A 26,221-nucleotide genomic window follows, 5' to 3' on the forward strand; every position below is an offset into this window, starting at 1 on the left:
AATGAGCAGCAACGTACGCAAGCGCCCCAGAATGAATCGGTTTATGGTCGGCCGGGTGCTTCCTTATATTATTTTGAGTTTTATCGCTTTATTGTTCCTGCTTCCAATGCTGTGGCTCGTATTGGCTTCGTTCGATGGAGCAGCTACCCTTGCTTTGAAGGTGCCGGATGAGGTAACGCTAAGCAATTATACGTCTACACTAGCGAGCTCTGACAATCAGCGCTCTTTCGGCAATGGCTTGCTGCTGGCTCTTGGACAAGCACTGCTTGTTGTAGCGGCGGCAGGGCTAGCTTCTTATCCGCTGTCACGTTATCAGCTGCGGTATAAACGTCCGTTCATGTATGTGATCCTGTTCGCAACAGGCTTGCCGATTACGGCAGTTATGGTTCCGGTTTATCAATTTTTCCTGTACATGCAAATTCAGGATTCCTTGTTTTTCACCATTTTGTTCTTGGCCGCATCCGCGCTGCCATATTCCATCTGGATGATGAAAAACTTCATGGATTCCGTGCCTTTGGAGCTGGAGGAGGCTGCTTGGGTGGATGGCGCGTCCATTTGGACGACGCTTCGCCTAGTTGTTGCGCCACTGATGCTGCCAGGTATTTTCACAGTCGGTATTTTCGCCTTTGCCGGCAGCTGGGGGAACTTCCTCGTGCCATTCATTTTGCTGCAAAGCCCGCAGAAGCTTCCTGCTGCCGTTACCATTTACCAGTATTTTGGGCAAAATGGCATTGTGCAATATGGCAAGCTGGCTGCCTTCTCAATCATTTACACGATCCCTGCGGTCGCGCTTTATGTGTTCGGCCAACGCTTTATGTCCCAAGGCTTTAGCTTTGGCGGGGCGAATAAGGGTTAATTACAAACGTAAAAAAACAGCGGCAAGGCTCGATATCCCTGAGGGAAGAGCTTGCTGCTGTTTTACGTTTATTGCTTCATGCTCTTTGCTTCGGGGGAACTACCTGTACAAGGAAGATTTGGCGGACACAGGAGCAGCTATTTCATCAGAACCATGGGTTATGGCGAAGTCAGCGGACACAGGAGCCGCTAATGAGCTGCCGTAACCCATTTTAACGTTATTTTTAAGGTAATAACGGATTTCCTGTCCGCTTCTGGTCCAAAATCGCAGCAAAATCCAGAATAGCGGCTCCTCAGTCCTCCAAAAAGGAAAACGCGTCCCGAGCTTCATGTTCTCAGCCACAGTGGTCTCTGTAACTATGGTCTAAGCAGAATTGCTTGCTGCTGTCTCAAACTAAAATCGTCAAATGAGTTTGGCCTTGAAAGAGCGCCAGGCAAGGAGTAGCAGGTCGACTTTGATTTATATACCATTAGGTTAAGCACGCTTCAAATGAGTGGATATATCCAGCAAATAGGTTACTTCTGCATAAATGCAGTCAAAGGAATAGGTTGACCCACCCGTCTTTTGTTGTTACTATTTTGTGGAAAATAGTTTTACTGCTATCGTTCATCACTTTTCTCAAGGCGAAACGGCTGTCGCCGTCCTTTGGCGGCGCGGCGCGTTTCATTCCGAGAAATATAAGCCTAATGATAAGTGTGAAACTTATACAAGCTTATATTTTAAAAAAGAACAGGAGGAACAAAGATGACTAAAGCTGCAATTAGCACAGAAGTAACGACGCTGCATAATGGGGTGCAAATGCCGCGGCTGGGGCTTGGCGTATACTTGTCGAAAGAAGGTGATGAGGTTGAGCACGCTGTGCGTTACGCCATAGAAGCAGGGTATCGCAGCATCGATACAGCAAGCGCTTACAACAATGAAACGGGCGTAGGGCGTGCCATTGTCGAAAGTGGAATTGCGAGGGACGAGCTGTTCATTACGACGAAGGTATGGAACCGGGACCAAGGCTATGAGACGACACTGCAAGCATTCGAAGCTAGCCGCAAGCGTCTAGGGCTGGATATCATAGATTTGTATTTAGTCCATTGGCCAGTAGCCGGCAAATTTACGGAAACGTATCGCGCGCTGGAAAAGCTTTATAAGGATGGTTATGTTCGGGCCATCGGCGTAAGCAATTTTCTTCTGCCGCATTTCGACGAGCTGCTGCCGGGCTGCGAAATTAAGCCGATGGTCAATCAGGTGGAGTTCCATCCGCTGCTGACACAGCCGGAGCTGCAAAGCTTCTGCCGCGAGCAGGGCATCCAGCTTGAGGCTTGGAGCCCGCTCATGCAAGGGAATTTAGACGTGCCGCTGCTTCAGGAACTGGCTGGCAAATACGGCAAAAGCCCGGCGCAAGTCGTCATCCGCTGGGATCTGCAAAAAGGCGTCATTACAATTCCGAAATCCGTTCGAAAAGAGCGTATTGTCGAAAATGGCGATGTGTTTGATTTTGAATTGACGGAAGCGGAGGTTGCGGCGATTGATGGGTTAAACGAAGGCCGTCGTTATGGCTCCAATCCGATGAATTTCAATTTTTAGAGGTAGGCTGGACGGCCCGTGCATAATAGATGAAGAGTCATCGCATCCTAATGATGAATATTAGCGGGAACGGACTATTGACAGTTTGAACTGTAATTGATAAAATTACAGTACTAAACAGGGAGGCCGTTCACATTGAACAGCGAATTTACAATTGCCGTACACAGTCTTGTATATTTAGCTCATTTGCCGGAAAACATGGCGAGCAGCGAGATGATTGCCGTCAACGTAGGCACTCATTCAGCCCGCGTTCGCAAGGTGATGAGCGGCTTGCGCCGCAGCGGTTATGTGGATACGCGCGAAGGATCGGGAGGCGGCTATCGGCTGACGATTGATCCGAGAGTAGTAACGCTTGCCGATGTTTACCGAGTGATGGCGCAAGGTTCGCTTATTCCAAGCTGGTGCTCGGGCGATCCGGGCATGGAGTGCGTCGTTGGCTCCAATATGAACCAAGTGATGTTCCGGATTTTTTGTGAGGCGGAGAAGCAGCTTGAAGCTCATTTCAGTCACACGACAATTCAAGATGTGCTTGGCCAGATTCATGCGTGTGAATAGGCAACTGATTATAAAGACGGTGTGAGGGGTATTCCCTTATCATACAACACAGCTGGAGAGGATGATTGAAATGGCAGTAGCATTAACGAAAGACAACTTTTCATCTAACGTAGAGAGCGGCGTATCTCTGGTGGATTTCTGGGCACCTTGGTGCGGACCTTGCAAAATGCAGCTTCCAATCGTTGAAGAATTGGCAACTGAGCTTGCAGGCCAAGCTACAATTGCAAAAATCAATGTCGATGAAGAGCCTGAACTGGCTTCGCAATTCGGCGTAATGAGCATTCCAACCCTTATTTTGTTCAAAGACGGACAGCCCGTTGACAAAATGGTAGGTCTGCAAAGCAAAGATGCTTTGAAAGCAAAAATCAGCAATCAACTGTAAGACCTTTGGTCGCACATTGATTCAATGAAGGGAAGCTGCATCGCCGATGGTTCATCGGTGTGCGGCTTCTTTTTTTATTGTGCAAAAATTCTTTCAAAAGACGCAACTTCCCTCAAAGCTTGGGCGTCTATAGGATATTCAGGAATGTATTGGAGGGGGAAGCAGGAGATGGGAAGCAAAAAAAGGTTGATTGCATTTGTTGCGTTGGTCGCGATAACAAGCAGTGTGCCTACCGCCGCTTTTGCAAACGGAGCGAACGTGACGATTGATCGCCAGGCTAATCTGGCAGACCGTATTTCCGGGGAGGGCTCCATGGAAGCTGCTGAGAATGTATCGGTTTCAAAGGATAAGGCTGAGAAGCTTGCGCGCGAGCTTGTGAGCATTCCAAAGGAATATACGCTGCAGGGCGCGTCTTTGGCGGTCACTGTGCTGGCGCAGGGCAAACGCAATGTGTGGGGGCTTGATTTCGTCAAGAAAGTGAATGGCAAGCATAAGGGCAGCATTTATGTGCAAATTGATGCTGACGGCGGCCAGTTGCTTGCTTTTAGCTCCTATTTAGAAAATGCCAGCTCCAAGCCGACGTATCCGCTCAAGGTAGAGCGTTCGGCTGCTCAGGATATTGCTGCTTCCTTCATGAAGCAAATTGCTGCTTCGTACGCAGACCAGGTGCGCTACAATCCCGAATACGGGGCCCAGGTGCTTCCCCCACTGACAGGCGAGGTTGTCCATAAAATTCGCTATGACCGAATCATTAATGATATTCCTTATGTAGACAACTATATTGAACTCGATGTGGATAGTGAAGGCCATATTACTAATTATAAATTGCAATGGGATGACACGCTGCAGTTTCCAAAAGCAGACTCGCGCATTACGCTAGCTGAGGCTAATGCCAAGCTCCGTGAGCTTGCCCAGCCCGAGCTGCAATACATTGTGCCTTATAGCCCGCAAGGCCAGCGTTCCCCAATGCTTAGCTACGAGATGGGCAGTCTGGCGATAGATGCACTAGATGGCTCGCTGATTAAGAAGCTGTACGATCAGACAAGCAGCGTATCCGCTACTCCAATTGCTCCAGCAGCGCTTGGCGAAGCGCCCAAAGCAGGCAATATGACGGACAAACAGGCGATTGCGCTTGTAGAGTCTTCTTTCAAGCTGCCAACAGGCGCTGTGCTGTCCAATTCGAGCTACAATGAGTACAACGACGATACAACAGGCCATAACGAATCGTATTGGAACCTCAATTGGACGATGAAGAGCGGATCTAGAGAGACCGGCTCTGTATCGGCCACTGTGGACAGCAAGACGGGGATTATTCGCAGTTATTATGCCTATTCTTACGATGGCGGGGATACTTCGGTAAAGCCTTCATTAACTTACGAGCAGGCGGAGAAGATTGCAACCGATACGGTGAAAAAGCAGCTTTCTTGGGCGGCTGACCAGCTATACGTTGTAAAGCCTGATCCAAAGCAGTACAGTGAGGCGCCAGCAGGCACGATTAATTCCTATTATATTTCCTTTGTCCGCAAAATTCAGGGAGCTACGGTGTCCTATGATCGGGTCAACGTCAATGTGGATGCCCGGACGAATGAAGTGACGATGTATGACGCCCAGCTCGCTTCCTTCAACTACCCGGCGCAAGCGCCAAAGGTTATTGAAAAAACGGAAGCGATTGAAAAATGGCTCACCTACTATCGTACAGAGCTGACTTATTATGTAGAGCGGGAATATTCCCTGCAAGGCCAGCCGATCCCTATTGATAAATACAACCTGATGCTGGCGGCCGGCGAGCTGGATTCCGAGCAGGTGGAAAGCAAGACGGATGTGAAGCTTGTTTACCGTCTTGTGCCGGCTGCGATTGATGAATCCGTATTCCTGGATGCCCAAAGCGGGCAATGGCGGAATCACGAAAGTGGTGAGGTTACGGCGCTCGAGAAGCCTAAGGCGCTCGATGTCGAAGGCCACTGGGCGCAGCGGCAGTTGGAACTGATGGTTGCCTACAAGGCGCTGGATGTGAAGGATGGCAAGGTGCGTCCAAATGCGATTGTGACACGCGGCGAATTGATTAAAATGCTAGTGCTTGCTATGAACAGCGGCCGAGGGCCGATTGTGATGGCGAATGCTGAATCGGGTAGTGCGGCTTTTAGCGATGTAGCGGCGGGCTCAGGCTATTATGTATATGTCCAAAGCGCGCTTGAGCAAAATCTGATTGATATTGGCGACGGCACCTTTAATCCGGCGGGCGAGGTTGACCGTGAGGAAATGGCCGAGCTGATCGTGCGGGCATTGGGCTACAATACGCTGGCGGATTATGACCAGCTGTTCAATATTAATTTTAAAGATGCGGACAAAACAGAGAAAAAAGGCCAAGCGGCAATCGTGGTCGGCCTCAACATTATGTCTCTGTCGGACGGGAGCTTCCTTCCGGAACGTAAAGTGACGCGGGCCGAGGCGGCGACGGCATTTTTCCGTTACCTGCAAACGCGGGCCGATTTGAAGGAAGCACCGATTCGCAACTAAGAGCTGAAAGGCTATCCCTTGCTCAGCAATTCGAGGCATTGCCTAAGGGCAGCAATGAACAACGGAAGAGCCTTCGGCCAGGCAGTTAAGTGGCTGGAGGCTCTTCCGTATGCTTTTTTACGGGAAGAATAGATGGGTTTAGGGGTGGTTAGTCGGTTTTTTTCTTCTTGTCTGTGAAGTTGGAGACGGATTTCGTATCCTTAATGTTATCGTTTACGAATGCCATGTCCTGATTTTTCGCATGCATTTTCGTTGTGCCTTTGTAATTGCCTTTGTGAGTGTTGTTTTCCACGGCGCTTCACCTCCTGACTGCGGGTAACCCCAGCTATAGTATGACCGAAGCGTTCTGAAGCATGCGTGAAAAAAGGACATGAGGAGGCTGTGAAACGGAATTGTACAAGCATAATAAATTTTTAAGGGAAGGAGCTTTCTATTTTGAAAAAGAACACGCTTATCAGGCTTGTAGCTGCGGTTATCGTTGTTGTAATTGCAGCTGCGCTCTATATGGCGTCGCAATATACGACGTTTCAAAAAGCCGTATTAGATTCAGTCGGTGAAGCAGATATTACAGCCATTGAGCTAGTCAGATCATCAGCTACGACAGCGGAGCGGGAAGAAAAAAGGATAACGAACCCGCAAGAAATCGATAAAATCATGGCTGTTTTTGCGAAAATGAAATTTAAAAAATCCAATGAGCTTGATCTGAGAAGAGCCAAAAAGGACCAGTATTCGATGATTATTGAATTAGATGGCAACCGCGCTTTTGGCGTTACGATTTATAGAGGGTATTTTGTCACGATCTATAATGCCAATAAAACCAAAAATAAGCTAAGCTCCTACCAAATAACGAATATTAATGAAGTGGAGCCACTGGAAAAGCTCATGGTTTCCGCGGATATCTCTATCTACCAAATGCGGGAAATGGAGATGTCTGTACGATATGAGGTATATGACTCATTAAAGGCTTTGGAGCAAGCGGCAGATCTGATTATTATTGGAGCACCTATACATTCTTTTGATGAGCGTGACCAGAATTCCGCCTACTACAGTGATGGAACGTTGCGGGATTTTTATACCCTGTCACAAGTGGAGATTTTTAAAATCATTAAACAGCCAGCTGAATGGGCAGATGCGAAGCAGATGGAAATCGTTGAACCTGTTAGCATCATTACAGAAGCCGATGGCATAAAAACCAAAGTGAAGGCAGCAGGCTACAATGAGATGGCATCCCAGCAGAAGTACATTATTTTTTTAAAGAAAAACAGCATGGGGCAGTATGCTATCCTTAATATGAACAATGGGAAATTTGAAGTAGAAGGCTCGATGCACCCTGTTTTACAAACGGGTGGGGATCAACCGGCGGAAATCGGACAAAAGCTATGGGAAGAAATAAACAGCAAATATGAATTTGAATACGGATTCTAATTTAATGCTCTTGCCCGAACGCTGGCTGGAACGGGGTGTATCAGCACCACAGCAGGAGCCTTTTGCTAAGCGGGTAAGCGAACTCGCCCTTTTATTGTTTATACGCATCGGGTATAATGACGAGAGCTTGTTACTTCGGAAAATGGGGTGTCTTTACGCATGGCTTTAAAAGCTGGTATCGTAGGCTTGCCGAATGTCGGCAAATCGACTTTGTTTAATGCAATTACGCAAGCGGGTGCTGAATCCGCTAACTATCCTTTTTGTACAATTGATCCTAACGTTGGTGTTGTAGAGGTGCCGGATCCGCGTCTGAACAGGCTCGTTGAGCTTGTGGTGCCGAAAAGCATCGTGCCTACAGCATTTGAGTTTGTTGATATTGCCGGTCTGGTAGCAGGCGCGAGCAAGGGCGAAGGACTTGGCAACAAGTTTTTGGCACATATTCGTGAAGTCGATGCGATTGTTCATGTCGTTCGCTGCTTCCAAGACGAGAATATTACGCATGTAGCGGGCAAAATCGACCCGATCGACGATATTCAGACGATTAATCTAGAGCTGATTTTGGCGGATATTGATTCCGTTGATAAAAAAATCGAGCGCTCCCGCAAAAATCTCAAGGGCGGCGACAAAAAAGTTGTGCAAGAGGTTGAAGTGCTTGAGCGTGTAAAAGAGGCGCTCTACAATGATATGCCAGCGCGCAGCCTGGAGCTGTCCGAGGATGAGAAGCTGCTCATTCGCGATCTTCATTTACTGACAATGAAGCCTGTACTTTATGCAGCCAATGTGAGCGAAGCTGAAGTTGCTGACACGGACAATAACGAATTCGTTAATAAAGTTCGCGAGTTCGCTGCTGCTGAAAATGCAGAAGTGGTGCCCATTTCCGCGCGTGTTGAGGAAGAAATTGCCGAGCTGGAAGGCGAAGACAAGGCGATGTTCCTTGAGGAGCTTGGCCTTGCGGAGTCGGGACTTAACCGTCTGATTCGTGCGGCGTACAAGCTGCTTGGCCTTTATACGTATTTTACGGCAGGCGTGCAGGAAGTTCGCGCTTGGACGATTCGCAGCGGAACGAAAGCGCCGCAGGCAGCTGGCGTTATTCATACGGATTTTGAGCGTGGCTTTATTCGCGCCGAGATCGTATCGTTTGACGATTTGTCTGCTGCCGGTTCGATGAACGTGGCGAAAGAGCGTGGCCAGGTTCGCCTGGAAGGCAAAGATTATGTCGTAAAAGACGGCGATGTTATACATTTCCGCTTTAACGTTTAGATTTTTCACGGAAGAGGGAGCTTTCGGTCTGCTATTTAAGCGGATTCGGAGGCTCCTTCGTCTAGGTATGCGAACTTAACAAGCGGAAAAGTAGAAAACTGGGCGCGGCGGCAGTAATTCGCTTGTCGATAGAATGCTGCGCATATGTTATAATGGAGTATCAAAGTGTGATAACAGAGGTGAATGATGGTGTTGGACCGTTTACAAGCACTGGCTGATCGTTACGAGAAGTTGAGTGAGCTGCTGTGTGATCCAGATGTAGCAAGTGATCCGAAGCGTCTGCGGGAATATTCCAAGGAGCAGTCCGATCTGCAACAATCTTATGAAGCTTATACTGAATATAAACAAGTGTCGGAGCAGCTGGACGATGCGAAGGTTATGCAGGGCGAGAAGCTGGATGATGAAATGCGCGAGATGGTCAAGATGGAGATTGATGAGCTGTCTGACCGCAAGGAAGAGCTGGAAGAGAAAATTAAAATTTTGCTTCTGCCGAAAGATCCGAACGATGACAAAAACGTTATCGTGGAAATTCGCGGCGCTGCTGGCGGCGATGAGGCGGCTTTGTTCGCTTATGAGCTGTACCGCATGTACACGAAGTTTGCGGATACGCAAGGCTGGCGTGTAGAGCTGATGGATTTTAATGAAAATGACTTGGGCGGCTTTAAAGAGGTTATTTTCATGATTACGGGCAAAGGCGCCTACAGCAAGCTGAAATTCGAGAGCGGCGCTCATCGGGTACAGCGTATTCCAGTAACGGAGTCAGGCGGCCGTATTCATACGTCCACTTCGACCGTTTCGGTTATGCCGGAGGTTGAGGAAGTGGAAGTTGAGATTTTCGACAAGGATATCCGGGTTGATACATTCTGCTCCAGCGGCGCAGGCGGCCAGTCGGTTAATACGACAAAATCCGCTGTCCGGGTGCTTCACGTACCAACGGGCATTATGGCAACTTGCCAAGACGGCAAATCGCAAAATGAGAACAAAGCCAAAGCGCTGCAGGTATTGCGTGCGCGTATTGTCGATGTACAGCGTCAAGAGGAAGAAGCGAAATATGCCGGCGAGCGTAAAAGCAAAGTCGGAACGGGCGACCGCAGTGAGCGGATTCGCACGTATAATTTCCCGCAGAGCCGTGTGACGGATCACCGTATTGGTCTTACGCTGCATAAGCTGGATTCGGTTATGAACGGCGATATGGCGGAAATTATTTCGTCGCTGACGATTGCTGAGCAAGCCGACATTATGGAGAGAGAACTGAACTAACTGAAGTGCTTTCCCAAGTAAGCTGCCAGATCAGGCATGCTGCGTGAAGAGGCAGGATTTTCGAGCATCTGTGCTTGGAGACCCTGCCTTTTATGCGGCTATGCGTTTTATTGGCGGGCATTTAGGGAAGTAAAGAAAGGGACGTTGGATACATGGGCGACAATAGCAAGGAGTGGAAGGTTTTGCTGCCTTGTACCATTAGAGAAGCCTGCTTGCAGGCTTCTTCGTTTTTGGCGGGGCAGGGCGTCGAGGAACCGCGCAATAATGCGGAGCTGCTGCTGCAGCATCTGCTGGGAATTGGGCGCATGGAGCTGCTGCGCGACGGGGGCGATCCTTTTCCGAGCGAGCTGGCTCCGGCATGGGACGAGCTCACTCGGCGAAAAGGGAATGGCGAGCCGGTGCAATATATCATCGGCGAGCAGTGGTTCTACAGCAGGCCGTTTGCGGTTACGCCGGCCGTGCTGATTCCGCGGCCCGAGACGGAGCTGCTCGTCGAGGCTGTGCTTGAGGCGGCGGATCGCCTGTGGCCGGAATCGGCACAGGCGGAAGCAGAGGGTGCGCCAGCGGAAGGCGCGGCCGAGGCGGGGGTTGCCGCTGCGAGCAATATCGCCAGCGAGCAGGCGGAGCAGGAGGAAGGGTCAGCGATAGCGGCTGACCGGGCTAAGGGCTTGGCTGCGCGGCCGACGGTGCTTGACGTCGGTACGGGCAGCGGCGCCATCGGCGTGACGCTGGCTGTGCTGCGTCCGCTCTGGCGCGTATGCGCGTCCGATCTTTCGCCGGACGCGCTGGCTGTCGCCCGCACGAATGCGGCCCGCCATGGAGCGGCGGGCCGCATGGCGTTCGTGCAGGGCGACCTGCTGGCGCCGTTCATCGGAACGGGCGGCGCCGCCGCAGCCCAGGCACCCGGCGCGGTAGACCTCCGCGTCGATGTGCTGGTATCTAATCCGCCGTATATACCGGCGGATGACCTCCCGGGTCTGCAGCGCGAGGTGCGGGATTACGAGCCGCACCTCGCGCTGGATGGCGGAGCGGATGGGCTGGACCCGTACCGCCGCATGGTAGAGCAGCTGCCGCTGCTGAGGCAAATGCCGCGCATCGTCGCTTTCGAGCTGGGCATGGGCCAAGCGGAAGCGGTGGCGGAGCTATTAAGGAAAGCGGATATGTGGGACGAGGTACGGACGATTACAGATTATGGCGGCATTGACCGCCATGTTATTGCGGTGCGTACCAACGGCTAGGCAGGATGAATAATCTCCCTTGTGAAGCACACCTGCGGCATGCTGCTTCTGCATGCTGCTTCTGCATGCCGCGAGTGTGCATCAGCATACTGCAAGTGCTCTGCATGCCACGAGTGTGCATCAGTATACTGCAAGTGCTCTGCATGCCGCGAGTGTGCATCAGCATACTGCAAGTTCGCTCCTGCAGGAGCGAACAGCTCCGAAAATTGCTAGAGGGCTATCACAATAAAATAGCGCAAGGGCTGTTTATTTTTGAAATATAAGAAAGTGTATATTTTCCTTACTGTTCTTTTATTTCTCGGACTGAATAGCACTGCCAAAGGGCGGCGATGGCCGATTACGCTTGTCTATTAAAATTTAATAGTTTTGAGGTTTATAGAACGGGAATCGCGGACATACTTACGGATAGATACGTTCCGGAACGCAAGCAGAGGTACCGACGGGTGCCATCGAGAGGAGCTTGTGTATGTCCCGCAATTATTCCCGTATTTCTTATCGTAGATCCGTCGTTCTTATTATGGTGGTGCTTGCTGTACTTGTAATGAGCTGGGAGCTGCAAAAAGTAGATGCCGCTGTAGCTGGCAGTCATATTCCGGAGGAGTCGATCAGGCTCCGTATACTGGCTAATTCCGACGCTCCTGCCGATCAGGCAGTTAAACGTGTCGTTCGTGATGCTGTGGTCGAGGCAATGAACAGCTGGGTAACTGGACCGCAGACGATAGAAGAAGCTCGTGCCACGATGCGCGAGCATATGGGCGAGATGGAGCTTCTGGTTGGCAAAGTATTGAGCAGCCGGGGTTTTGATTATGCGTTTCACATTGAGCTTGGCCAAGTTCCTTTCCCTACTAAAATGTACGGAAGTGAAGTATATCCTGCTGGCAACTACGAAGCGCTGCTCATTACGCTAGGCGAAGGCAAGGGGCAGAACTGGTGGTGCGTGCTGTTCCCGCCATTGTGCTTCATCGACGCAGCTTCCGGCGAAGCGGTAGCCGCCGATGGCGAGGTGGAGGCAGCAAATGCAGCAAGCAAGGCAGAATCGAAAGAAGCGAAAGCTTCTGTAGAAAAGGCATCTGCACAAAAAGAAAATGCTGGCGATGTTGTCCATGCCAAACAGGATTCTGCTCCTAGCAAAGCGGAAGGCGAAGCGCCGGAAGCAAAGTTTTTCCTTTGGGAAATACTGCAAAAGCTGATTGCTTGGATGCAAAGCCTGTTTGCTTAGGGCGTGTATACAAGCCAGCTCGATACTCTTCATTTCAGAGCTTTAATCCCTGTACAAAGTTAGACTTGGCGGACACAGCGGCCGCTATTTTAATAGAATTACGGGTTAAGGCATAGGTTGCGGACTCAGGAGCAGCTAATGCGATGCCACTAGCCATTTTGACGACAAAATGAGGACGATAGCGGATTTCCTGTCCGCTTATGGCTTGAAATGGATTGAAAAGCCAAAATAGCGGAATCTCAGTCCTCAAAAAAGAAATGAGCGCCCCGCCCCGAGCTCTCAAGCACCCGAGCACCCGAGCTCTCAAGCACCCGAGCACCCGAGCACCCGAGCTCTCAAGCACCCAAGCTCCCGAGCTCTCAAGCACCCGAGCTCCCGAACTCCCGAACTCTCAAGCTCCCAAGCTATGAGGTCTTAGCAACAATGGTCTTAGCAACAAGAGTCACAGAGCTACAGGGGGTCTCAGTAGCAATCGCATGCTTCGGTTCTCAGGCCCACGGTTCTCAGGCTTCGAATCGCCAGATGGGATTGGCCACGATTAAGCTCTGAACAAGGAGTGGCAGAGCTGCTCAGATTTACATACACACCCTAGCATCCAACAGCTAATAGCCAGATTTGGGCCAGTGAGCATCCGCGGGCTGCGGTTATGCTGCTGGCTCCGTTTTTATCCAAGCGTATGGTATACTTACGGGAGTATACAGACTAGAAGGATGACTATAACAGAGCAAGGATTGAAGGATAGAGATGACTACGACGAAGGTATGGCGCATGACGGATGAATATGCGGAGGCGTCTATCGCGGAAGCAGCAGAACTGCTTCGCGGTGGAGAGCTTGTAGCTTTCCCGACGGAGACGGTATACGGGCTTGGTGCCGATGCTCGCAGCTCGGAGGCGGTGGCGCAGATTTTTCAGGCCAAAGGCCGCCCCTCCGATAATCCGCTTATTGTTCACATCGCAACGATTTCGCAGCTTGATGAGCTGGTGCTGCCTTACTCGGCACTTGCGAAGCAATTGATGGAGCAGCTGTGGCCAGGACCGCTTACGCTTGTGCTTCCCGTTCAGCCGGGAGCGGTGTCGCCGCTTGTAACGGCTGGCTTATCCACTGTTGGCGTTCGGATGCCTTCCCATCCGGTGGCGCTGCGCCTCCTTGCAGCTGCGGGCTGTCCGGTTGCCGCGCCAAGCGCTAATCGTTCGGGCAGGCCAAGCCCTACGCTCGCCGAGCATGTGGCTGAAGACCTCAGCGGCCGGATCAGCGGCATTGTCGACGGCGGCGCTACAGGCATCGGCCTTGAATCGACCGTCATTGAACTGACGGGCGAACAGGCGCTTCGCATTTTGCGCCCAGGCGGCGTAACGGTGGAGCAGCTGTGCAAAGCGGCGCCGCAAGCGGAAATTGACGCACCTGCGGAAGCTGAGTCGGCCGTGGAGGAGCTATCTGCGCCACGTTCGCCAGGCATGAAATATACGCATTATGCACCGAAGGGCGAGCTAAGCGTCGTACAAGGAAGCTCAGCCGCCAATCGTGTTGCTTATATGCAGGAGCAGGTGTCGCAAGCCGTGAACGCCGGACTGAAAGCAGGCGTTCTTGTATTCGATGAGCAGGCCGCTGTTATGGAGGACGGCTCCGCTCTCGTGCTGACCTACGGGAGCGGGCAGCAGCTGGAGCAGGCTGCGCACCGCCTGTATGCAGCATTGCGGCAGTTTGATGCTGCTGGCGTTCAGCGAATTTGGGCAGAAGGCTGCGAGCCAGATGGTATCGGAGCCGCACTTATGAATCGGCTGCTCAAGGCAGCCGGTCATCGCACCCATCAGGTATAAGACAAGACCAGCTTAAGCCGGCGAACTATTTTTTCACTAGTAAAATTAAGCTCGTGCCGGTTATACCGGTCGTGCCTGTCATGCGATTTTTTGACTCAAGTTTTGCGGTTTGCCTGGCGCTTTACAAGGGTAAGAATATCTCCAAGACCGATTAAACAAGCTATAGTATGTTTGTCCCCATTGCCGCATATGTTGGGTTAAGAGTGTTTGCGGACGTGGGGGGAGATCATTTTGTGGAGTAGCCATATGCTTGGAGGGCAATTTATTACACTGCTGCTTATGGCGGTTGCACTTGGCATGGATGCTTTTTCGCTAGGAATTGGAATTGGGCTGCGCGGTATTCGCTGGCTCCATATAATAAGATTAAGTGTTATTATCGGTATTTTTCATATTATTATGCCGCTCGGGGGCATGTACGCTGGGAGCTTCGTCAGCGGCTTGCTTGGTCATGTAGCGACTGCGTCTGCTGGCGTACTGCTGGTGCTGCTCGGCGGGCATATGATTTATAGCTCCTTGCGGGGAGAAGATGTGCAAGCCTTTGATTACCGCACCATTTGGGGAACGCTGCTGTTCGCGCTGGGCGTCAGCGCTGATTCTTTTTCCGTTGGCGTTACGCTCGGCATGTTCGCAGCTGATTTGATGCTGACGGTGCTGCTGTTCGGTTTTTTTGGCAGCTTAATGTCGATTATGGGATTGCTGCTTGGAAGAAGAGTCAGCCATAGGCTAGGCGGCTATGGCGAAGCATGCGGCGGCGCGGTGCTGCTGGTGTTCGGTATAATGTTTATTTTCTGAAAATATAAGAATTTATAAGTTTACATGTATAAATAGGCTTATATTTCATCGCGAAACGGAAGCTTTGCCATCAAAGGATGGCATCAGCCGTTTACGCTTGATACACATAGAAAGGGGCATGCGGCGTGAAGCACATTTTGTTCATTTGTACGGGAAATACTTGTCGTTCTCCGATGGCGGAGGCGATGCTCAAAAATATGGTGGGCCAGCAGGGTGTAGCAGTAGAAGTGCGTTCGGCAGGCATCTCGACCATTGACGGTTTGGCCGTTTCCGGCCATGCGACAGAGGTGCTGCGCGGTTATGGCATTGAACATCAGAGCTCTTCGTGCGCGCTGACAGCAGAAGCGGTAAAATGGGCTGACCTCGTACTGACGATGACCGCCAGCCACAAAAGAGGACTGCTCCAATGGTTCCCAGAAGCCGTTGATAAAGCGCACACGCTCAAAGAGTATGTCAATCAAGATACGGGCGTACTGGCAGACATTAAGGAACTGGAGCGGCTGTATACGGAGCTGCACATGAAGCAGACGCTGGGACAGCAGCTGACGGATGGCGAACGCAATCGTCTGCTGGAGTTGGAGCGCCGTATACCAAGCTTTGATATTATAGACCCGTTTGGCGGAACACTCGGTAATTACAAAAGCTGCGCCGAGGAAATTCGTAGCTGCTTGCAGCAGCTGCTCTTGCGGTTAAAGCAGGAATAAGCGAATGGTTGTGGCAGCGCAAATGTAAAAGCGCGAATTTAGGCGCGGAACCGATTGATTTTTCACAAAAATTCGGCTATGATGAGTACAGATATACGGTTTCCGATGTGACTGGCGACGGAAGTGGGTAACCACGGTGGAGCATCGGAACATACGGCCGGTCGCCTGGGCAAAGAGCAGCATGCTGAAGAGCATGTCATGCTCTTTTTTCGTCTTTTAGGACAAATTTAGGTATAATAAAAGCGCCGAATTGCGGAAGCGGAGTTCATGTGCCGAGCGCCGCAAGTATCATTGCAAGTGCAGCATCGTCATACTTTGGAGGAGGTTTATACGTGAAAATTGCCATTGGCGCCGATCATGCCGGCTACCGGCTGAAGGACGAAATTGTACCATTTCTGCTATCGCTTGGTCACGAAATTGAAGATTTCGGTTGCGACTGCAATCAATCGGTCGATTACCCGGATTATGCACTGCCTGTAGCAGAAAAGGTGGCAAACGGGGAAGTGGATCGCGGTATTCTCATTTGTGGAACAGGCATTGGCATGTCGATTGCCGCTAATAAGGTTAAAGGCATCCGCTGCGCGCTGGTGCACGATTTATTTTCCGCCAAAGCGACGCGCGAGCATAATGATACGAATGTGATTGCACTGGGCGAGCGGGTCATTGGACCGGGGGTTGCACAGGAAATTCTTCGTATTTGGCTGGACACGCCATTCTCCGGCGGCGAGCGTCATGCGGGACGCATTCATAAAGTAGGCCAAATCGAGCAAAAATATAACGCTTAAGCTAAATCAACAAGTAAGAAGGCTTTGTTCCATGCTTGCATGGATACGGTTAGTTAGACAAGGAGGCCGCCTGCTATGGAAGCAAACGAGGAAACGATAGCGATAGCAAGCGCAGTAGAGACGGTCGTTCGCGAGCTTGCGGCAGCGGGCAGCCTGCGGGCTGGACAGCTTCTCGTCATCGGCACGAGTACGAGCGAGGTGCTGGGCCATCGCATCGGGACGTCAGGCACGCTGGAAGCTGCTGCGGAAATTTTCGCTGGAGTGGAGGCTGTGCGCCGCGATATTGGTTTTTATCCGGTGTATCAATGCTGCGAGCATTTGAACCGCGCGCTCGTTATCGAGCGTGCAGCGGCTGAACGTTACGGACTAGAGCAGGTTGCGGCGATTCCCGTTCCGAAGGCGGGCGGCTCTATGGCGGCTTATGCGTATCGGCATATCAGCGATGCCTGTCTCGTTGAGACGGTAGCCGCGCATGCTGGAATAGATATCGGCGATACTTTCATCGGTATGCATTTGCGCAGAGTGGCGGTTCCGGTGCGGCCTTCGATTCGCAGCATTGGCGAGGCGCATGTCACGATGGCGGTTACGCGGCCAAAGCTTATTGGCGGTGTACGAGCGGTGTATGAGCTGGACGGTGTGGCAGACAGCCGTGATGCTGTTGTCTTGTCTCCGGAGCAATCAGCTGGGACATGCGATTAATCGCAAGCATTCTATAAAGATTTTATTATTGGCGGATGGAGCATGTAACCCGTAGAACAAATATCTGACGAGTCTATCATGCTTAATCCTTATCTATATAACAAGCACACACAACTAAGGAGGCATTTATAATGGAAAATCTACGTAAACAAGATCCGGAAGTTTTGAAAGCAATGGGACTGGAATTGCAGCGTCAACGCGATAACATCGAGCTAATCGCATCGGAAAATATCGTAAGCGAAGCTGTGCTTGAAGCATTGGGTTCTGCTTTGACGAACAAATATGCAGAAGGCTACCCAGGCAAACGTTTCTACGGCGGCTGTGAGCATGTCGACATCGTGGAAGATATCGCACGCGATCGTGCAAAAGAACTGTTTGGCGCAGACCATGCCAACGTACAACCGCATTCCGGCGCACAAGCGAACATGGCTGTTTATTTGGCGGCGCTTAAGCCTGGCGACACGGTACTGGGCATGAATTTGGCTCATGGCGGCCACTTGACGCACGGCAGCCCGGTTAATGCATCCGGCTTGCTTTACAACTTCGTAGCCTACGGTGTAAATGAAGATTCCTTCACGATTGATTATGAAGAAGTTCGCAAAGCGGCCTTCAAGCACCGCCCTCGCATGATCGTAGCTGGTGCATCTGCGTACCCGCGCATTATTGATTTCGAAAAAATGGCTAAAATCGCCAACGATGTAGGCGCACTATTTTTCGTAGATATGGCTCATATTGCAGGTCTTGTAGCTGCTGGTCTTCACCCGAGCCCAGTGCCTCATGCGCATTTCGTTACAACGACAACGCACAAAACGCTTCGCGGTCCTCGCGGCGGCTTGATCCTGTGCCGTAAAGAGTGGGCAGCTGCGATCGACAAAGCGGTATTCCCAGGTACACAAGGCGGTCCTTTGATGCACGTTATTGCTGCTAAAGCAGTGGCACTGGGCGAAGCTTTGCAGCCATCGTTCAAGACGTATGCGCAAAATGTTGTGAAAAATGCGGCGGTTCTTTCCGATACACTCGTTGCAGCAGGCATTAACATCGTATCCGGCGGCACAGACAACCACCTGATGCTGATCGACACGCGTTCCCTGAACATCACAGGCAAAGAGGCGGAGCACGTACTGGATTCAATCGGTATTACAGCTAACAAAAACGCGATTCCTTTCGATCCAACTAGCCCGTTCATTACTAGCGGTATCCGTCTTGGAACACCTGCAGCGACATCGCGCGGCATGGATGAGAAAGCGATGAAAGTGATCGGCGAAGTGATCGCTGTAACGCTGAAAAATCCAAAGGATGAGGCGACGCTTGAAAAATCCCGTCAAATCGTTCGCGATCTGACTGCGCAATATCCGCTTTATCCAGAATTGAAATACTAATTTTTAACTTTTGAAAAATGCCGCATGGGGCCTCGGCCTCTATGCGGTATTTTTGCGTGTAAACAAGCGTTTGAGGGCTGTCGTCACGTTATTAAAAGGAATTTTTATTCATTTATGGTAGATATAATATGCAGAAAATCCATTCGGCATGCTACAATAGTACAGACTATGCTAATTGGAGGGTGATGGTACAACCATGAGCAATACGATTCTTGTCGTTCTGATTTTTGTTGTATTCCTGGTAATCATAAGCATAACTCAATCCAATCGTTCGCGAAAAAGAAATGATACTGGCCATTCGCCGGGCAAGCGAAGCTTGTCGTTAGCTTCATGGCCGTCTGAGGAGCCGCCGCTTGCATTAGGCGTGCCTTACGAGCATCCTGCCCGTCCAGCTGCTGAACGTCTTGAGGCCGCCCTTACGAGTGACTTTGAAAGCCGGATTAAGGATCGCGTGCTCAAGCAGCTGCCGAGTCTGTCCGATAAGGAATGGAAATGGACCTTCTTCGAGCTGAAGCGCTTCTTCCTAATGTGCGGCCTGCTGCGCGGCGTGCCGATGTATAGCAGCAGGGCCGATGTCATTTGGCATGAAATGCTCATGTTTACACGGGAGTACGAGCAGTTTTGCACTGCCTTCTGCGGCGGGCTGATTCATCATGCTCCGCATGCCGAAAATGAGCGCCCAAATGTCGATGGCCGGGCCTGGTTTGACTGGGTATACGGCGAGCTTTTCCAGCAAACGCCGGCAAGCGGACGGGTGTGGGGCGCATTTTTTAAGACGCCGCTTCCTCGCGATTGGGCGGATGAGTTTGCCGGGCAATCCGAGCAGGCATTGACGGAAAAATGGTTTAATGCCAAATCCGCTGGGGCCTATCCCGATATGCAGAAGACGATCGATTATTTGCTGTGGCGCTTGAAATCGCAGCTTCATAATAGCGATGATGAGCAAGTTAAGCCTTATCCGGTAGGCGCCTCTTCCTCCTGGAAGGGCGGCTATGATCCTGTAATCGGAGCGACGGGCATGCTGTCCGGCATGCTCATTTTCCACTCCATCTCCGCTTCATCTCCTAATGATTTTGCCGAGCAGATGAATGCAGCGCAGACAAAGGCCCAGAGAGAAGCGAATGGCAGCGGCTCCTCGACATACGGCTGTGACGGCTTGGGCTCCACACATGACCGTCATGATTCTGACGGGGGTCATGATAGCGGTGGCCATGATAGTGGCAGCGATTCATCCAGCTCCTGCGGAGGCTCCAGTGGAGGAGACGGCGGTGGAGGCTGTGGCGGTGGCTGCAGCAGCTAAAAACGGACGATTTTTCAAAGAGAAAAATCACAGGATGCAACAGGCCTTTTACAATGCTATAATATACGGGATTGTGTCTACTGATACAGAAATAAGTTATCACACAGGAGGAATAACGCTCCATGAGCAAATTGGTCATCTGCGACCATCCGTTAATCCAGCATAAGCTGACCTTTATTCGGAATAAAGATACGAATACGAAAGATTTTCGGGAACTGGTTGATGAAGTAGCAACATTAATGGCATATGAGATTACAAGGGACATCCCGCTTGAAACGATTACCGTACAGACGCCGGTTGCTGAGACGCCATCGAAGGTCGTATCGGGACGCATGCTGGGGCTTGTTCCCATTTTGCGCGCCGGCCTTGGCATGGTAGAAGGCATTTTGAAGCTGATTCCTGCTGCGAAGGTTGGCCATATCGGCTTGTTCCGCGATCATGAAACGCTCCAGCCAACGGAATATTATATCAACCTGCCAACGGATGCTCCGAATCGTCTGCTCGTTGTTGTAGACCCGATGCTGGCAACTGGCGGCTCCGCAATCGCGGCTATTACTGCGCTCAAAAAACGCGACTGCGAGCATATTAAGCTGATGTGTCTAATTGCCGCGCCTGAAGGCGTGAAGGCAGTACAGGAAGCGCACCCGGACATCGATATTTATATTGCTGCGCTTGATGAGTGTCTGAACGAGAAGGGCTATATTGTTCCAGGTCTTGGCGACGCGGGCGACCGCATGTTCGGCACCAATTAGCGCCTGCCTGGCGCAAGCAGATTATAGGAGTGAATTGTTTTGTCCAAATTAAAAGTAATGACTATTTTCGGTACGCGCCCGGAGGCAGTTAAGATGGCGCCGCTTGTTCTCGAACTGAACAAGCACTCGGACGATATTGAATCCATCGTCTGCGTAACTGCGCAGCACCGTCATATGCTCGATCAGGTGCTAGATTTTTTTGAAATCCAGCCAAATTATGATTTGAATGTGATGAAGGACCGCCAGACGCTAACGGAAACGACTGTGCGCGTTTTGGAGGGCCTTGATCCGATTTTGACGGAAGCGAAGCCGGATATCGTGCTTGTCCATGGCGACACGCAGACGACGTTCCTTGCCAGCTACGCGGCTTTCCTGAAGCAAATTCAGGTTGGCCATGTGGAAGCGGGCCTTCGGACTTGGAATAAGCTGTCCCCGTACCCGGAAGAGATGAACCGCCAGCTTGCAGGCGTGTTGTCCGATGTGCATTTTGCTCCAACCTCTTGGTCGGCAAGCAATTTGCTCAAGGAGAACAAGTCGGAATCGACCATTTATGTTACGGGCAATACGGCAACGGACGTATTCCAGTACACGGTTGATCCTTCCTTTGCTCATCCGGTTATCGACTGGGCGAAAGGCAAACGGATGATTTTGATGACGGCGCATCGCCGCGAGTCGCTGGGCGAGCCTCATCGCAATATTTTCCGTGCGGTAAAACGCATTGCCGATGAGCATGAAGATATTGCCATTGTGTATGCCGTTCACCCGAATCCAGCCGTCAAAGAACCGGCAACGGAAATTCTCGGCGGACATCCGCGTATTCAGCTTATCGATCCGCTGGATGTGTTCGAATTCCACAATTTTTATCCACATGCCTACATGATTTTGACCGATTCCGGCGGCCTGCAGGAGGAAGCTCCTTCGTTTGGAGTGCCAACGCTGGTGCTGCGCGATACAACAGAGCGTCCTGAGGGCATTGAGGCGGGTACACTTGAGCTTGTAGGTACGGATGAAGAGGTTGTTTACAGCCGGGCCAGCGCCTTGCTGAACGATGCTTCCTTGTATGAAAAGATGAGCCATGCGGCAAATCCATACGGTGATGGACAAGCTTCGACACGTATCGTGCAAGCTTTGCTGCATCATTTTGGAAGAAATTCTGAGCGTCCCGATCCGTTCACACAACGTTCATAGTTTACACATGGTCTTATAAATAGCGGCGCAATGCACAGCATACAGTTGTACTGTATGGTTTTGTCGGCTCTGAGGGCTTGATTTGACTGGCTTTTGGGCAATCTGTACAGTAAAACTATACAGGATTATCAATTGACAAACCTTGCGCCGCTTGGATAAAATAAATGAGGATTGACAGGGGTATGGGCCATGGATAAAAAGAACAGAAGAGACAATCCGCTGTTTGCCGCAGGTCTTGTCGGCGGACTCGGACTGCAAGTCGCTATTTGTATCTTTTTAGGGTACTTTCTCGGATCGTCGCTCGGTAAACGCTTTGGCGGAGGTTCGGGTTGGACGGTTGGAGGCATACTGGTCGGTCTGGCTGTCGGTCTTCTCTCAGGCATTCTGCTTGTGAAGAAGGTAATGGAGGATGCCGATGGATAAAATAATGAACACTGCAGTAAGGTCACTGCTCTTCGTGATGGGTGTATGTCTGCTTGTCTGGGCGTTTATGCCGAACTTGCGAACAGCCGCACTCGGTCTTCTACTGGGTCTTGCAGCGAGTTTCATGAATGCGTTTTTACTGAGGCGCAGAGTGGAAATGATTACGCTTAAAGCAGCAGGAGGAACCTCTCGCAGAATGGGTATGGGACTTGGAAGCCGCATCGCTATGGTGCTGCTGGTTGCCATGGTTGCTTATCGCTTTCCGGAAGACTTCAGCATGCCAGCCGCATTAATTGGCTGTATGGTTATGCCTTTTATTCTTCTGGTAGCAGCTTATATTCATAATAGAAATAAACTTTAGTGGAAAGGGGTGAGAATTTTACATGCATGAATTTCCGGTGTGGCAGCTCGGATCGCTACAGATCGACATTTCAACGTTTATTGCGATAACGGTTTCCGCCATCATCACCTTTGTTGTGGCGAGACTTGCTGTGCGCAATTTATCGGTGGACAACCCTTCCAAGATGCAAAACTTTTTGGAATGGGTCGTCGAATTTGTTCACAATCTGATTTCCAGCGCAATGCCGCTTAACCGCGTCAAGCCTTTCATTTCCTTGGGTATGACGTTGATTATGTTTATTTTCATCTCCAACCTGCTTGGTTTGCCTTTCGGTATCGTGACGGATGTCCATCACGCTTACCCGGCACTAGGTATTACAGAGGAGCTGCTTCAGGAGAAGGGTGGACATTTGGAGCTGGCTTGGTGGAAATCGCCAACGGCTGACCTTTCCGTAACGGCTGGTCTGGCGCTGATCGTATTCATCCTCGTGCATTATCTGGGCGTGAGATTGAACAGCAAGCATTACGTGAAACACTATTTCCATCCGTTCCCAATTTTTCTGCCGATCAACTTGATCGAGACAATCTCGAAGCCAGTAACTTTGGCACTACGGCTATTCGCCAACATTTATGCGGGCGAAGTGCTGATCTCGACCATATTGATGCTGGGAGTTATCGGAACTCCGTTCCTCGCTGCTTGGCAAGCATTTAGTATCTTTGTCGGTGCGATTCAGGCTTTCTTGTTCACTATGCTTACGATGGTGTACATTTCACAGGCTGCAATTCACGAGGAAGACCATTAATTTAAGCTTTATGCCTAGGATTTAATTACCCCCTAGGTCAGCAATACAAAACCAAAACGAGATATTATTGAGGAGGATTTTTAAAATGGAAGTATTGGCAGCAGCATTGGCAGTTGGTTTGGCCGCAATTGGCGCAGGTGTAGGTAACGGTATGATCGTCAGCAAAACAGTTGAAGGTATCGCTCGTCAGCCTGAGCTTCAAGGCAAATTGCAAACAACAATGTTTATCGGTGTAGGTATCGTCGAAGTTGTGCCGATTATCGGCGTAGTTATCGGCTTCCTTGCATTCTTTAAATAATTCAAAACACGCATCTGGCGGGGAAGGCCTAGCCCTCTTCGCCTTCGTTGTGATTTAGACAATTTTGTGGTAGGAAAGGAGTGTCTTTAATGGGATGGCATTGGGAATCGACAGTATATGCGATAGTAGCTTTTCTAGTATTGTACTGGTTGCTGAACAAGTACGCATTCGGTCCGCTGCTCAGCGTTATGGAGAAACGGAGACAACTCGTGCTTGAACAGATGAATACAGCTGAATCCAGCCGTAAGCAAGCTGAGCAGCAAATGGTTGAGCAGAAAGCGGCTCTTGAGCAGGCTCGTAAAGAGGCTTATGAAATTATTGAGCAATCAAGAGTTACAAGCAGCAAGCAAGCCGATGAGATCGTGAACACTGCTAAGACAGAAGCGTCGCGCTTGAAAGATGATGCTCTTAAAGACATCGAAAGTGAGAAAAACAAGGCAATTGCAGCACTTCGTTCTGAAGTTGGCGGTATTTCCGTTCAAATCGCTTCGAAAATCATTGAGAAGCAAGTTGACGAGAAATCGCAAGAGCAGCTTGTTAATCAATACCTGAAAGAAGTAAGCGGCAAATGAGCCGGGACGCAGCGGTAGCGAAGCGCTACGCCAAAGCGTTGTTCGAGCTTGCACAGCAAGGCGGCATTATTTCTGAGGTAGAGCAGCAGCTGCAAGCTATTGCACAAACGCTTGGAGAAGATTTGGAAATCCGTAAATTTCTAAGCTATCCGAATATTGATGCTTCGAAGAAGCTGGCTGTTCTTAAAGCCGCTTTCGGCGGAAGCATTTCCGAATTGCTGCTGAATACGCTGGAGCTGGTTTTTGTGCGCGGGCGTCAGGAGCTAATTGTGGAAATCTACGAAGCATTTACAAAAATCGCAGGCGATGTGCTTAAGCAAGCGCATGCGACGGTATATACAGCTCGTCTTTTGAATGACGCGGAACTGGCAGAGGTTGCAGCACAGTTTGGCGGATTGACAGGCAAAACTATTATTGCTGAGCAAGTCGTAGAGCCTGCCCTACTGGGTGGAGTGAAGGTCCGCATTGGCGACCGCCTTTACGATGGAAGCTTGTCCGGCAAGCTTGAACGGTTAGAAAAACAGTTAAAATCTAAAGCACTGTAGATAGGGGTGAGCGAATTGAGTATCAGACCTGATGAAATCAGCACGCTGATTAAGCAGCAGATCGAACAATATAAATCCGAAATTCAAGTCGTGGATGTTGGCACCGTTATTAGCATCGGTGACGGTATCGCTCGCGTTCACGGTTTGGAAAATGCGATGCAAGGCGAATTGCTCGAATTCTCCAACGGTGTTGTCGGCATGGCATTGAACCTTGAAGAAAGCAACGTCGGTGTCGTTATTCTCGGTCCTTACAAGGACATTCGTGAAGGCGATCAAGTAAAACGTACAGGCCGTATCATGGAAGTTCCAGTTGGCGAAGAGCTGCTGGGCCGCGTCGTGAACCCGCTTGGACAGCCGCTTGACGGCAAGGGTCCAATCAACACGAAGCATTCCCGTCCGGTTGAATCTCCAGCTCCAGGCGTTATCGACCGTAAATCGGTTCATGAGCCTATGCAAACAGGTATTAAAGCGATCGACGCAATGGTTCCAGTTGGCCGTGGCCAACGTGAGCTTATTATCGGCGACCGTCAAACAGGTAAAACAGCTATCGCAATTGATGCGATCATCAACCAAAAAGGCAATGGCGTAAAATGTATTTATGTCGCTGTCGGACAAAAGCAATCCACTGTTGCTAACGTTGTAGAAACGCTTCGCCGTCATGGCGCTTTGGAATATACAATCGTTGTAACTGCGGGCGCTTCCGAGCCAGCTCCACTCTTGTTCCTGGCTCCTTATGCAGGCTGCTCGATGGGCGAATACTTCATGTACAAAGGCGAGCATGTACTCGTTATTTACGATGACTTGTCGAAACAAGCGGCAGCATACCGTGAGCTTTCCTTGCTGCTTCGCCGTCCACCGGGTCGGGAAGCTTACCCAGGTGACGTATTCTATCTTCACTCCCGTTTGCTTGAGCGCGCAGCTAAGCTGAGCGATGCAAGAGGCGGCGGTTCCTTGACTGCCCTGCCTTTCATCGAGACTCAAGCTTCTGACGTATCGGCTTACATCCCGACGAACGTTATTTCGATTACTGACGGTCAAATCTTCCTGGAAGCAGACCTGTTCTACTCCGGTCAACGTCCAGCGGTTAACGTTGGTATCTCGGTATCCCGTGTCGGCGGTTCTGCACAAATTAAAGCGATGAAAAAAGTTGCCGGTACGCTCCGTCTTGACCTTGCGGCATACCGTGAGCTTCAAGCGTTCTCGCAATTCGGTTCCGACCTTGATAAATCAACGCTTGCCCGTCTAAACCGTGGTGCTCGCACAATGGAAATTCTGAAACAAGGCGTTAACCAGCCGATGCCGGTTGAGAAGCAAGTAATCTCGATCTACTCTGCGGTTAAAGGTCATCTGGATGAAATTCCGGTTGCCGACATTTTGCGCTTTGAGAAAGAATTCCTGGCGTTCCTCGATTCCAATCACCCGGAAATCGGCAATTCGATCCGCGATACGAAGGATCTGGTTGCTGATAACGAGAAAGCCCTTGTTGATGCGATCAACAAATTTAAGAAAAGCTTTGCCGTATCGGCTTAATTTT

The 26,221-nt window shown here is 50.5% G+C and carries 27 protein-coding genes and 1 riboswitch; of the genes, 26 read left to right on the forward strand and 1 reads right to left on the reverse strand.

Annotated features, from left to right (window positions below; genetic code table 11):
- Position 1: 1 nt before the first annotated feature.
- The 5 genes from AC6B99_RS15000 (at position 2) to AC6B99_RS15020 (ending at position 5,888) form a co-directional block, all read left to right on the forward strand.
- Entirely contained in the window at positions 2-856 is an 855-nt protein-coding gene (locus AC6B99_RS15000; protein WP_414811837.1) for a carbohydrate ABC transporter permease, read from the forward strand.
- A 744-nt stretch (positions 857-1,600) separates the two neighbouring features.
- On the forward strand, positions 1,601-2,434 hold the full coding sequence (locus AC6B99_RS15005) for an aldo/keto reductase (protein ID WP_496663631.1): 834 nt from the start codon (positions 1,601-1,603) through the stop codon (positions 2,432-2,434).
- 135 nt (positions 2,435-2,569) lie between these two features.
- On the forward strand, positions 2,570-2,989 hold the full coding sequence (locus tag AC6B99_RS15010) for an RrF2 family transcriptional regulator (protein WP_056036728.1): 420 nt from the start codon (positions 2,570-2,572) through the stop codon (positions 2,987-2,989).
- A 70-nt stretch (positions 2,990-3,059) separates the two neighbouring features.
- The gene (gene trxA, locus AC6B99_RS15015) at positions 3,060-3,371 is read left to right on the forward strand and encodes a thioredoxin (RefSeq protein WP_056036730.1); all 312 of its coding nucleotides are present in this window, start codon (positions 3,060-3,062) and stop codon (positions 3,369-3,371) included.
- 168 nt (positions 3,372-3,539) lie between these two features.
- Complete coding sequence (locus AC6B99_RS15020; RefSeq protein WP_496663632.1) at positions 3,540-5,888, forward strand: S-layer homology domain-containing protein; 2,349 nt, start codon at positions 3,540-3,542, stop codon at positions 5,886-5,888.
- Between the two features lie 148 nt (positions 5,889-6,036).
- On the opposite strand, the gene AC6B99_RS15025 is transcribed toward AC6B99_RS15020, so the two are convergent.
- Positions 6,037-6,180 (reverse strand): hypothetical protein, encoded by a 144-nt coding sequence (locus AC6B99_RS15025; RefSeq protein ID WP_172455457.1) that lies wholly within the window; start codon positions 6,178-6,180, stop codon positions 6,037-6,039.
- Positions 6,181-6,323: 143 nt separating this feature from the next.
- Between AC6B99_RS15025 and AC6B99_RS15030 the strand changes: the two genes are divergently transcribed.
- From AC6B99_RS15030 to atpA, 21 genes are all read left to right on the forward strand, one after another.
- Positions 6,324-7,313 (forward strand): hypothetical protein, encoded by a 990-nt coding sequence (locus AC6B99_RS15030; RefSeq protein WP_496663633.1) that lies wholly within the window; start codon positions 6,324-6,326, stop codon positions 7,311-7,313.
- A 159-nt stretch (positions 7,314-7,472) separates the two neighbouring features.
- A complete protein-coding gene (ychF, locus tag AC6B99_RS15035; protein WP_056036739.1) occupies positions 7,473-8,573 on the forward strand; it encodes a redox-regulated ATPase YchF in 1,101 nt (366 codons plus the stop codon).
- 189 nt (positions 8,574-8,762) lie between these two features.
- Entirely contained in the window at positions 8,763-9,833 is a 1,071-nt protein-coding gene (gene prfA, locus AC6B99_RS15040; RefSeq protein WP_046231406.1) for a peptide chain release factor 1, read from the forward strand.
- A gap of 152 nt (positions 9,834-9,985) precedes the next feature.
- Positions 9,986-11,071 carry a N5-glutamine methyltransferase family protein gene (locus AC6B99_RS15045; RefSeq protein ID WP_496663634.1) on the forward strand — a complete coding sequence of 362 codons (1,086 nt, stop codon included), beginning with the start codon at positions 9,986-9,988 and terminating at the stop codon, positions 11,069-11,071.
- A gap of 466 nt (positions 11,072-11,537) precedes the next feature.
- A complete protein-coding gene (spoIIR, locus tag AC6B99_RS15050) occupies positions 11,538-12,290 on the forward strand; it encodes a stage II sporulation protein R (RefSeq protein ID WP_494881088.1) in 753 nt (250 codons plus the stop codon).
- A gap of 744 nt (positions 12,291-13,034) precedes the next feature.
- Positions 13,035-14,108 carry an L-threonylcarbamoyladenylate synthase gene (locus AC6B99_RS15055; RefSeq protein WP_496663635.1) on the forward strand — a complete coding sequence of 358 codons (1,074 nt, stop codon included), beginning with the start codon at positions 13,035-13,037 and terminating at the stop codon, positions 14,106-14,108.
- A 246-nt stretch (positions 14,109-14,354) separates the two neighbouring features.
- Positions 14,355-14,900, forward strand: coding sequence for a manganese efflux pump MntP (locus AC6B99_RS15060; RefSeq protein WP_056036750.1), 546 nt, complete (start codon positions 14,355-14,357; stop codon positions 14,898-14,900).
- Positions 14,901-15,025: 125 nt separating this feature from the next.
- Entirely contained in the window at positions 15,026-15,604 is a 579-nt protein-coding gene (locus AC6B99_RS15065; RefSeq protein ID WP_496663636.1) for a low molecular weight protein arginine phosphatase, read from the forward strand.
- A gap of 97 nt (positions 15,605-15,701) precedes the next feature.
- Positions 15,702-15,782: riboswitch (ZMP/ZTP riboswitch) on the forward strand.
- Between the two features lie 154 nt (positions 15,783-15,936).
- A complete protein-coding gene (gene rpiB, locus AC6B99_RS15070) occupies positions 15,937-16,389 on the forward strand; it encodes a ribose 5-phosphate isomerase B (RefSeq protein ID WP_056036754.1) in 453 nt (150 codons plus the stop codon).
- A gap of 75 nt (positions 16,390-16,464) precedes the next feature.
- Positions 16,465-17,088, forward strand: coding sequence for a TIGR01440 family protein (locus tag AC6B99_RS15075; protein WP_496663637.1), 624 nt, complete (start codon positions 16,465-16,467; stop codon positions 17,086-17,088).
- A gap of 131 nt (positions 17,089-17,219) precedes the next feature.
- Positions 17,220-18,467: a serine hydroxymethyltransferase gene (gene glyA / locus AC6B99_RS15080; RefSeq protein WP_172455458.1), complete on the forward strand. Its 1,248-nt coding sequence runs from the start codon at positions 17,220-17,222 to the stop codon at positions 18,465-18,467.
- A 196-nt stretch (positions 18,468-18,663) separates the two neighbouring features.
- Positions 18,664-19,767 carry a UCP032817 domain-containing protein gene (locus AC6B99_RS15085; protein ID WP_494860965.1) on the forward strand — a complete coding sequence of 368 codons (1,104 nt, stop codon included), beginning with the start codon at positions 18,664-18,666 and terminating at the stop codon, positions 19,765-19,767.
- A gap of 122 nt (positions 19,768-19,889) precedes the next feature.
- Positions 19,890-20,519 (forward strand): uracil phosphoribosyltransferase, encoded by a 630-nt coding sequence (upp, locus tag AC6B99_RS15090; RefSeq protein ID WP_046231319.1) that lies wholly within the window; start codon positions 19,890-19,892, stop codon positions 20,517-20,519.
- Between the two features lie 39 nt (positions 20,520-20,558).
- Positions 20,559-21,707, forward strand: coding sequence for a non-hydrolyzing UDP-N-acetylglucosamine 2-epimerase (wecB, locus tag AC6B99_RS15095; protein ID WP_056036762.1), 1,149 nt, complete (start codon positions 20,559-20,561; stop codon positions 21,705-21,707).
- A 189-nt stretch (positions 21,708-21,896) separates the two neighbouring features.
- A complete protein-coding gene (locus AC6B99_RS15100) occupies positions 21,897-22,130 on the forward strand; it encodes an AtpZ/AtpI family protein (RefSeq protein WP_494860962.1) in 234 nt (77 codons plus the stop codon).
- Positions 22,123-22,491 (forward strand): ATP synthase subunit I, encoded by a 369-nt coding sequence (locus AC6B99_RS15105; RefSeq protein WP_056036765.1) that lies wholly within the window; start codon positions 22,123-22,125, stop codon positions 22,489-22,491. Before AC6B99_RS15100 ends, AC6B99_RS15105 begins: the two co-directional genes overlap by 8 nt.
- Before the next feature lie 22 nt (positions 22,492-22,513).
- Complete coding sequence (atpB, locus tag AC6B99_RS15110) at positions 22,514-23,272, forward strand: F0F1 ATP synthase subunit A (RefSeq protein ID WP_056036768.1); 759 nt, start codon at positions 22,514-22,516, stop codon at positions 23,270-23,272.
- Between the two features lie 85 nt (positions 23,273-23,357).
- Positions 23,358-23,570, forward strand: a complete 213-nt coding sequence (gene atpE / locus AC6B99_RS15115; protein ID WP_056036771.1) for a F0F1 ATP synthase subunit C — start codon at positions 23,358-23,360, stop codon at positions 23,568-23,570.
- Positions 23,571-23,659: 89 nt separating this feature from the next.
- Positions 23,660-24,142 carry a F0F1 ATP synthase subunit B gene (gene atpF / locus AC6B99_RS15120; RefSeq protein ID WP_056036774.1) on the forward strand — a complete coding sequence of 161 codons (483 nt, stop codon included), beginning with the start codon at positions 23,660-23,662 and terminating at the stop codon, positions 24,140-24,142.
- Entirely contained in the window at positions 24,139-24,687 is a 549-nt protein-coding gene (locus AC6B99_RS15125; RefSeq protein WP_056036780.1) for a F0F1 ATP synthase subunit delta, read from the forward strand. Before atpF ends, AC6B99_RS15125 begins: the two co-directional genes overlap by 4 nt.
- 15 nt (positions 24,688-24,702) lie before the next feature.
- On the forward strand, positions 24,703-26,217 hold the full coding sequence (gene atpA, locus AC6B99_RS15130; RefSeq protein ID WP_056036781.1) for a F0F1 ATP synthase subunit alpha: 1,515 nt from the start codon (positions 24,703-24,705) through the stop codon (positions 26,215-26,217).
- Positions 26,218-26,221: the final 4 nt, after the last annotated feature.

This window comes from Paenibacillus liaoningensis (genome assembly GCF_059609455.1).

Excerpts from the sequence above, each read along its gene's own strand:
- AC6B99_RS15000 (WP_414811837.1), top strand. The coding sequence starts at position 2 with ATGAGCAGCAACGTACGCAAGCGCCCCAGAATGAATCGGTTTATGGTC.
- AC6B99_RS15005 (WP_496663631.1), top strand. The coding sequence starts at position 1,601 with ATGACTAAAGCTGCAATTAGCACAGAAGTAACGACGCTGCATAATGGG.
- trxA (WP_056036730.1), top strand. The coding sequence starts at position 3,060 with ATGGCAGTAGCATTAACGAAAGACAACTTTTCATCTAACGTAGAGAGC.
- AC6B99_RS15020 (WP_496663632.1), top strand. The coding sequence starts at position 3,540 with ATGGGAAGCAAAAAAAGGTTGATTGCATTTGTTGCGTTGGTCGCGATA.
- ychF (WP_056036739.1), top strand. The coding sequence starts at position 7,473 with ATGGCTTTAAAAGCTGGTATCGTAGGCTTGCCGAATGTCGGCAAATCG.
- AC6B99_RS15045 (WP_496663634.1), top strand. The coding sequence starts at position 9,986 with ATGGGCGACAATAGCAAGGAGTGGAAGGTTTTGCTGCCTTGTACCATT.
- spoIIR (WP_494881088.1), top strand. The coding sequence starts at position 11,538 with ATGTCCCGCAATTATTCCCGTATTTCTTATCGTAGATCCGTCGTTCTT.
- AC6B99_RS15055 (WP_496663635.1), top strand. The coding sequence starts at position 13,035 with ATGACTACGACGAAGGTATGGCGCATGACGGATGAATATGCGGAGGCG.
- AC6B99_RS15060 (WP_056036750.1), top strand. The coding sequence starts at position 14,355 with ATGCTTGGAGGGCAATTTATTACACTGCTGCTTATGGCGGTTGCACTT.
- AC6B99_RS15075 (WP_496663637.1), top strand. The coding sequence starts at position 16,465 with ATGGAAGCAAACGAGGAAACGATAGCGATAGCAAGCGCAGTAGAGACG.
- glyA (WP_172455458.1), top strand. The coding sequence starts at position 17,220 with ATGGAAAATCTACGTAAACAAGATCCGGAAGTTTTGAAAGCAATGGGA.
- AC6B99_RS15085 (WP_494860965.1), top strand. The coding sequence starts at position 18,664 with ATGAGCAATACGATTCTTGTCGTTCTGATTTTTGTTGTATTCCTGGTA.
- upp (WP_046231319.1), top strand. The coding sequence starts at position 19,890 with ATGAGCAAATTGGTCATCTGCGACCATCCGTTAATCCAGCATAAGCTG.
- AC6B99_RS15100 (WP_494860962.1), top strand. The coding sequence starts at position 21,897 with ATGGATAAAAAGAACAGAAGAGACAATCCGCTGTTTGCCGCAGGTCTT.
- AC6B99_RS15105 (WP_056036765.1), top strand. The coding sequence starts at position 22,123 with ATGGATAAAATAATGAACACTGCAGTAAGGTCACTGCTCTTCGTGATG.
- atpB (WP_056036768.1), top strand. The coding sequence starts at position 22,514 with ATGCATGAATTTCCGGTGTGGCAGCTCGGATCGCTACAGATCGACATT.
- atpE (WP_056036771.1), top strand. The coding sequence starts at position 23,358 with ATGGAAGTATTGGCAGCAGCATTGGCAGTTGGTTTGGCCGCAATTGGC.
- atpF (WP_056036774.1), top strand. The coding sequence starts at position 23,660 with ATGGGATGGCATTGGGAATCGACAGTATATGCGATAGTAGCTTTTCTA.
- AC6B99_RS15125 (WP_056036780.1), top strand. The coding sequence starts at position 24,139 with ATGAGCCGGGACGCAGCGGTAGCGAAGCGCTACGCCAAAGCGTTGTTC.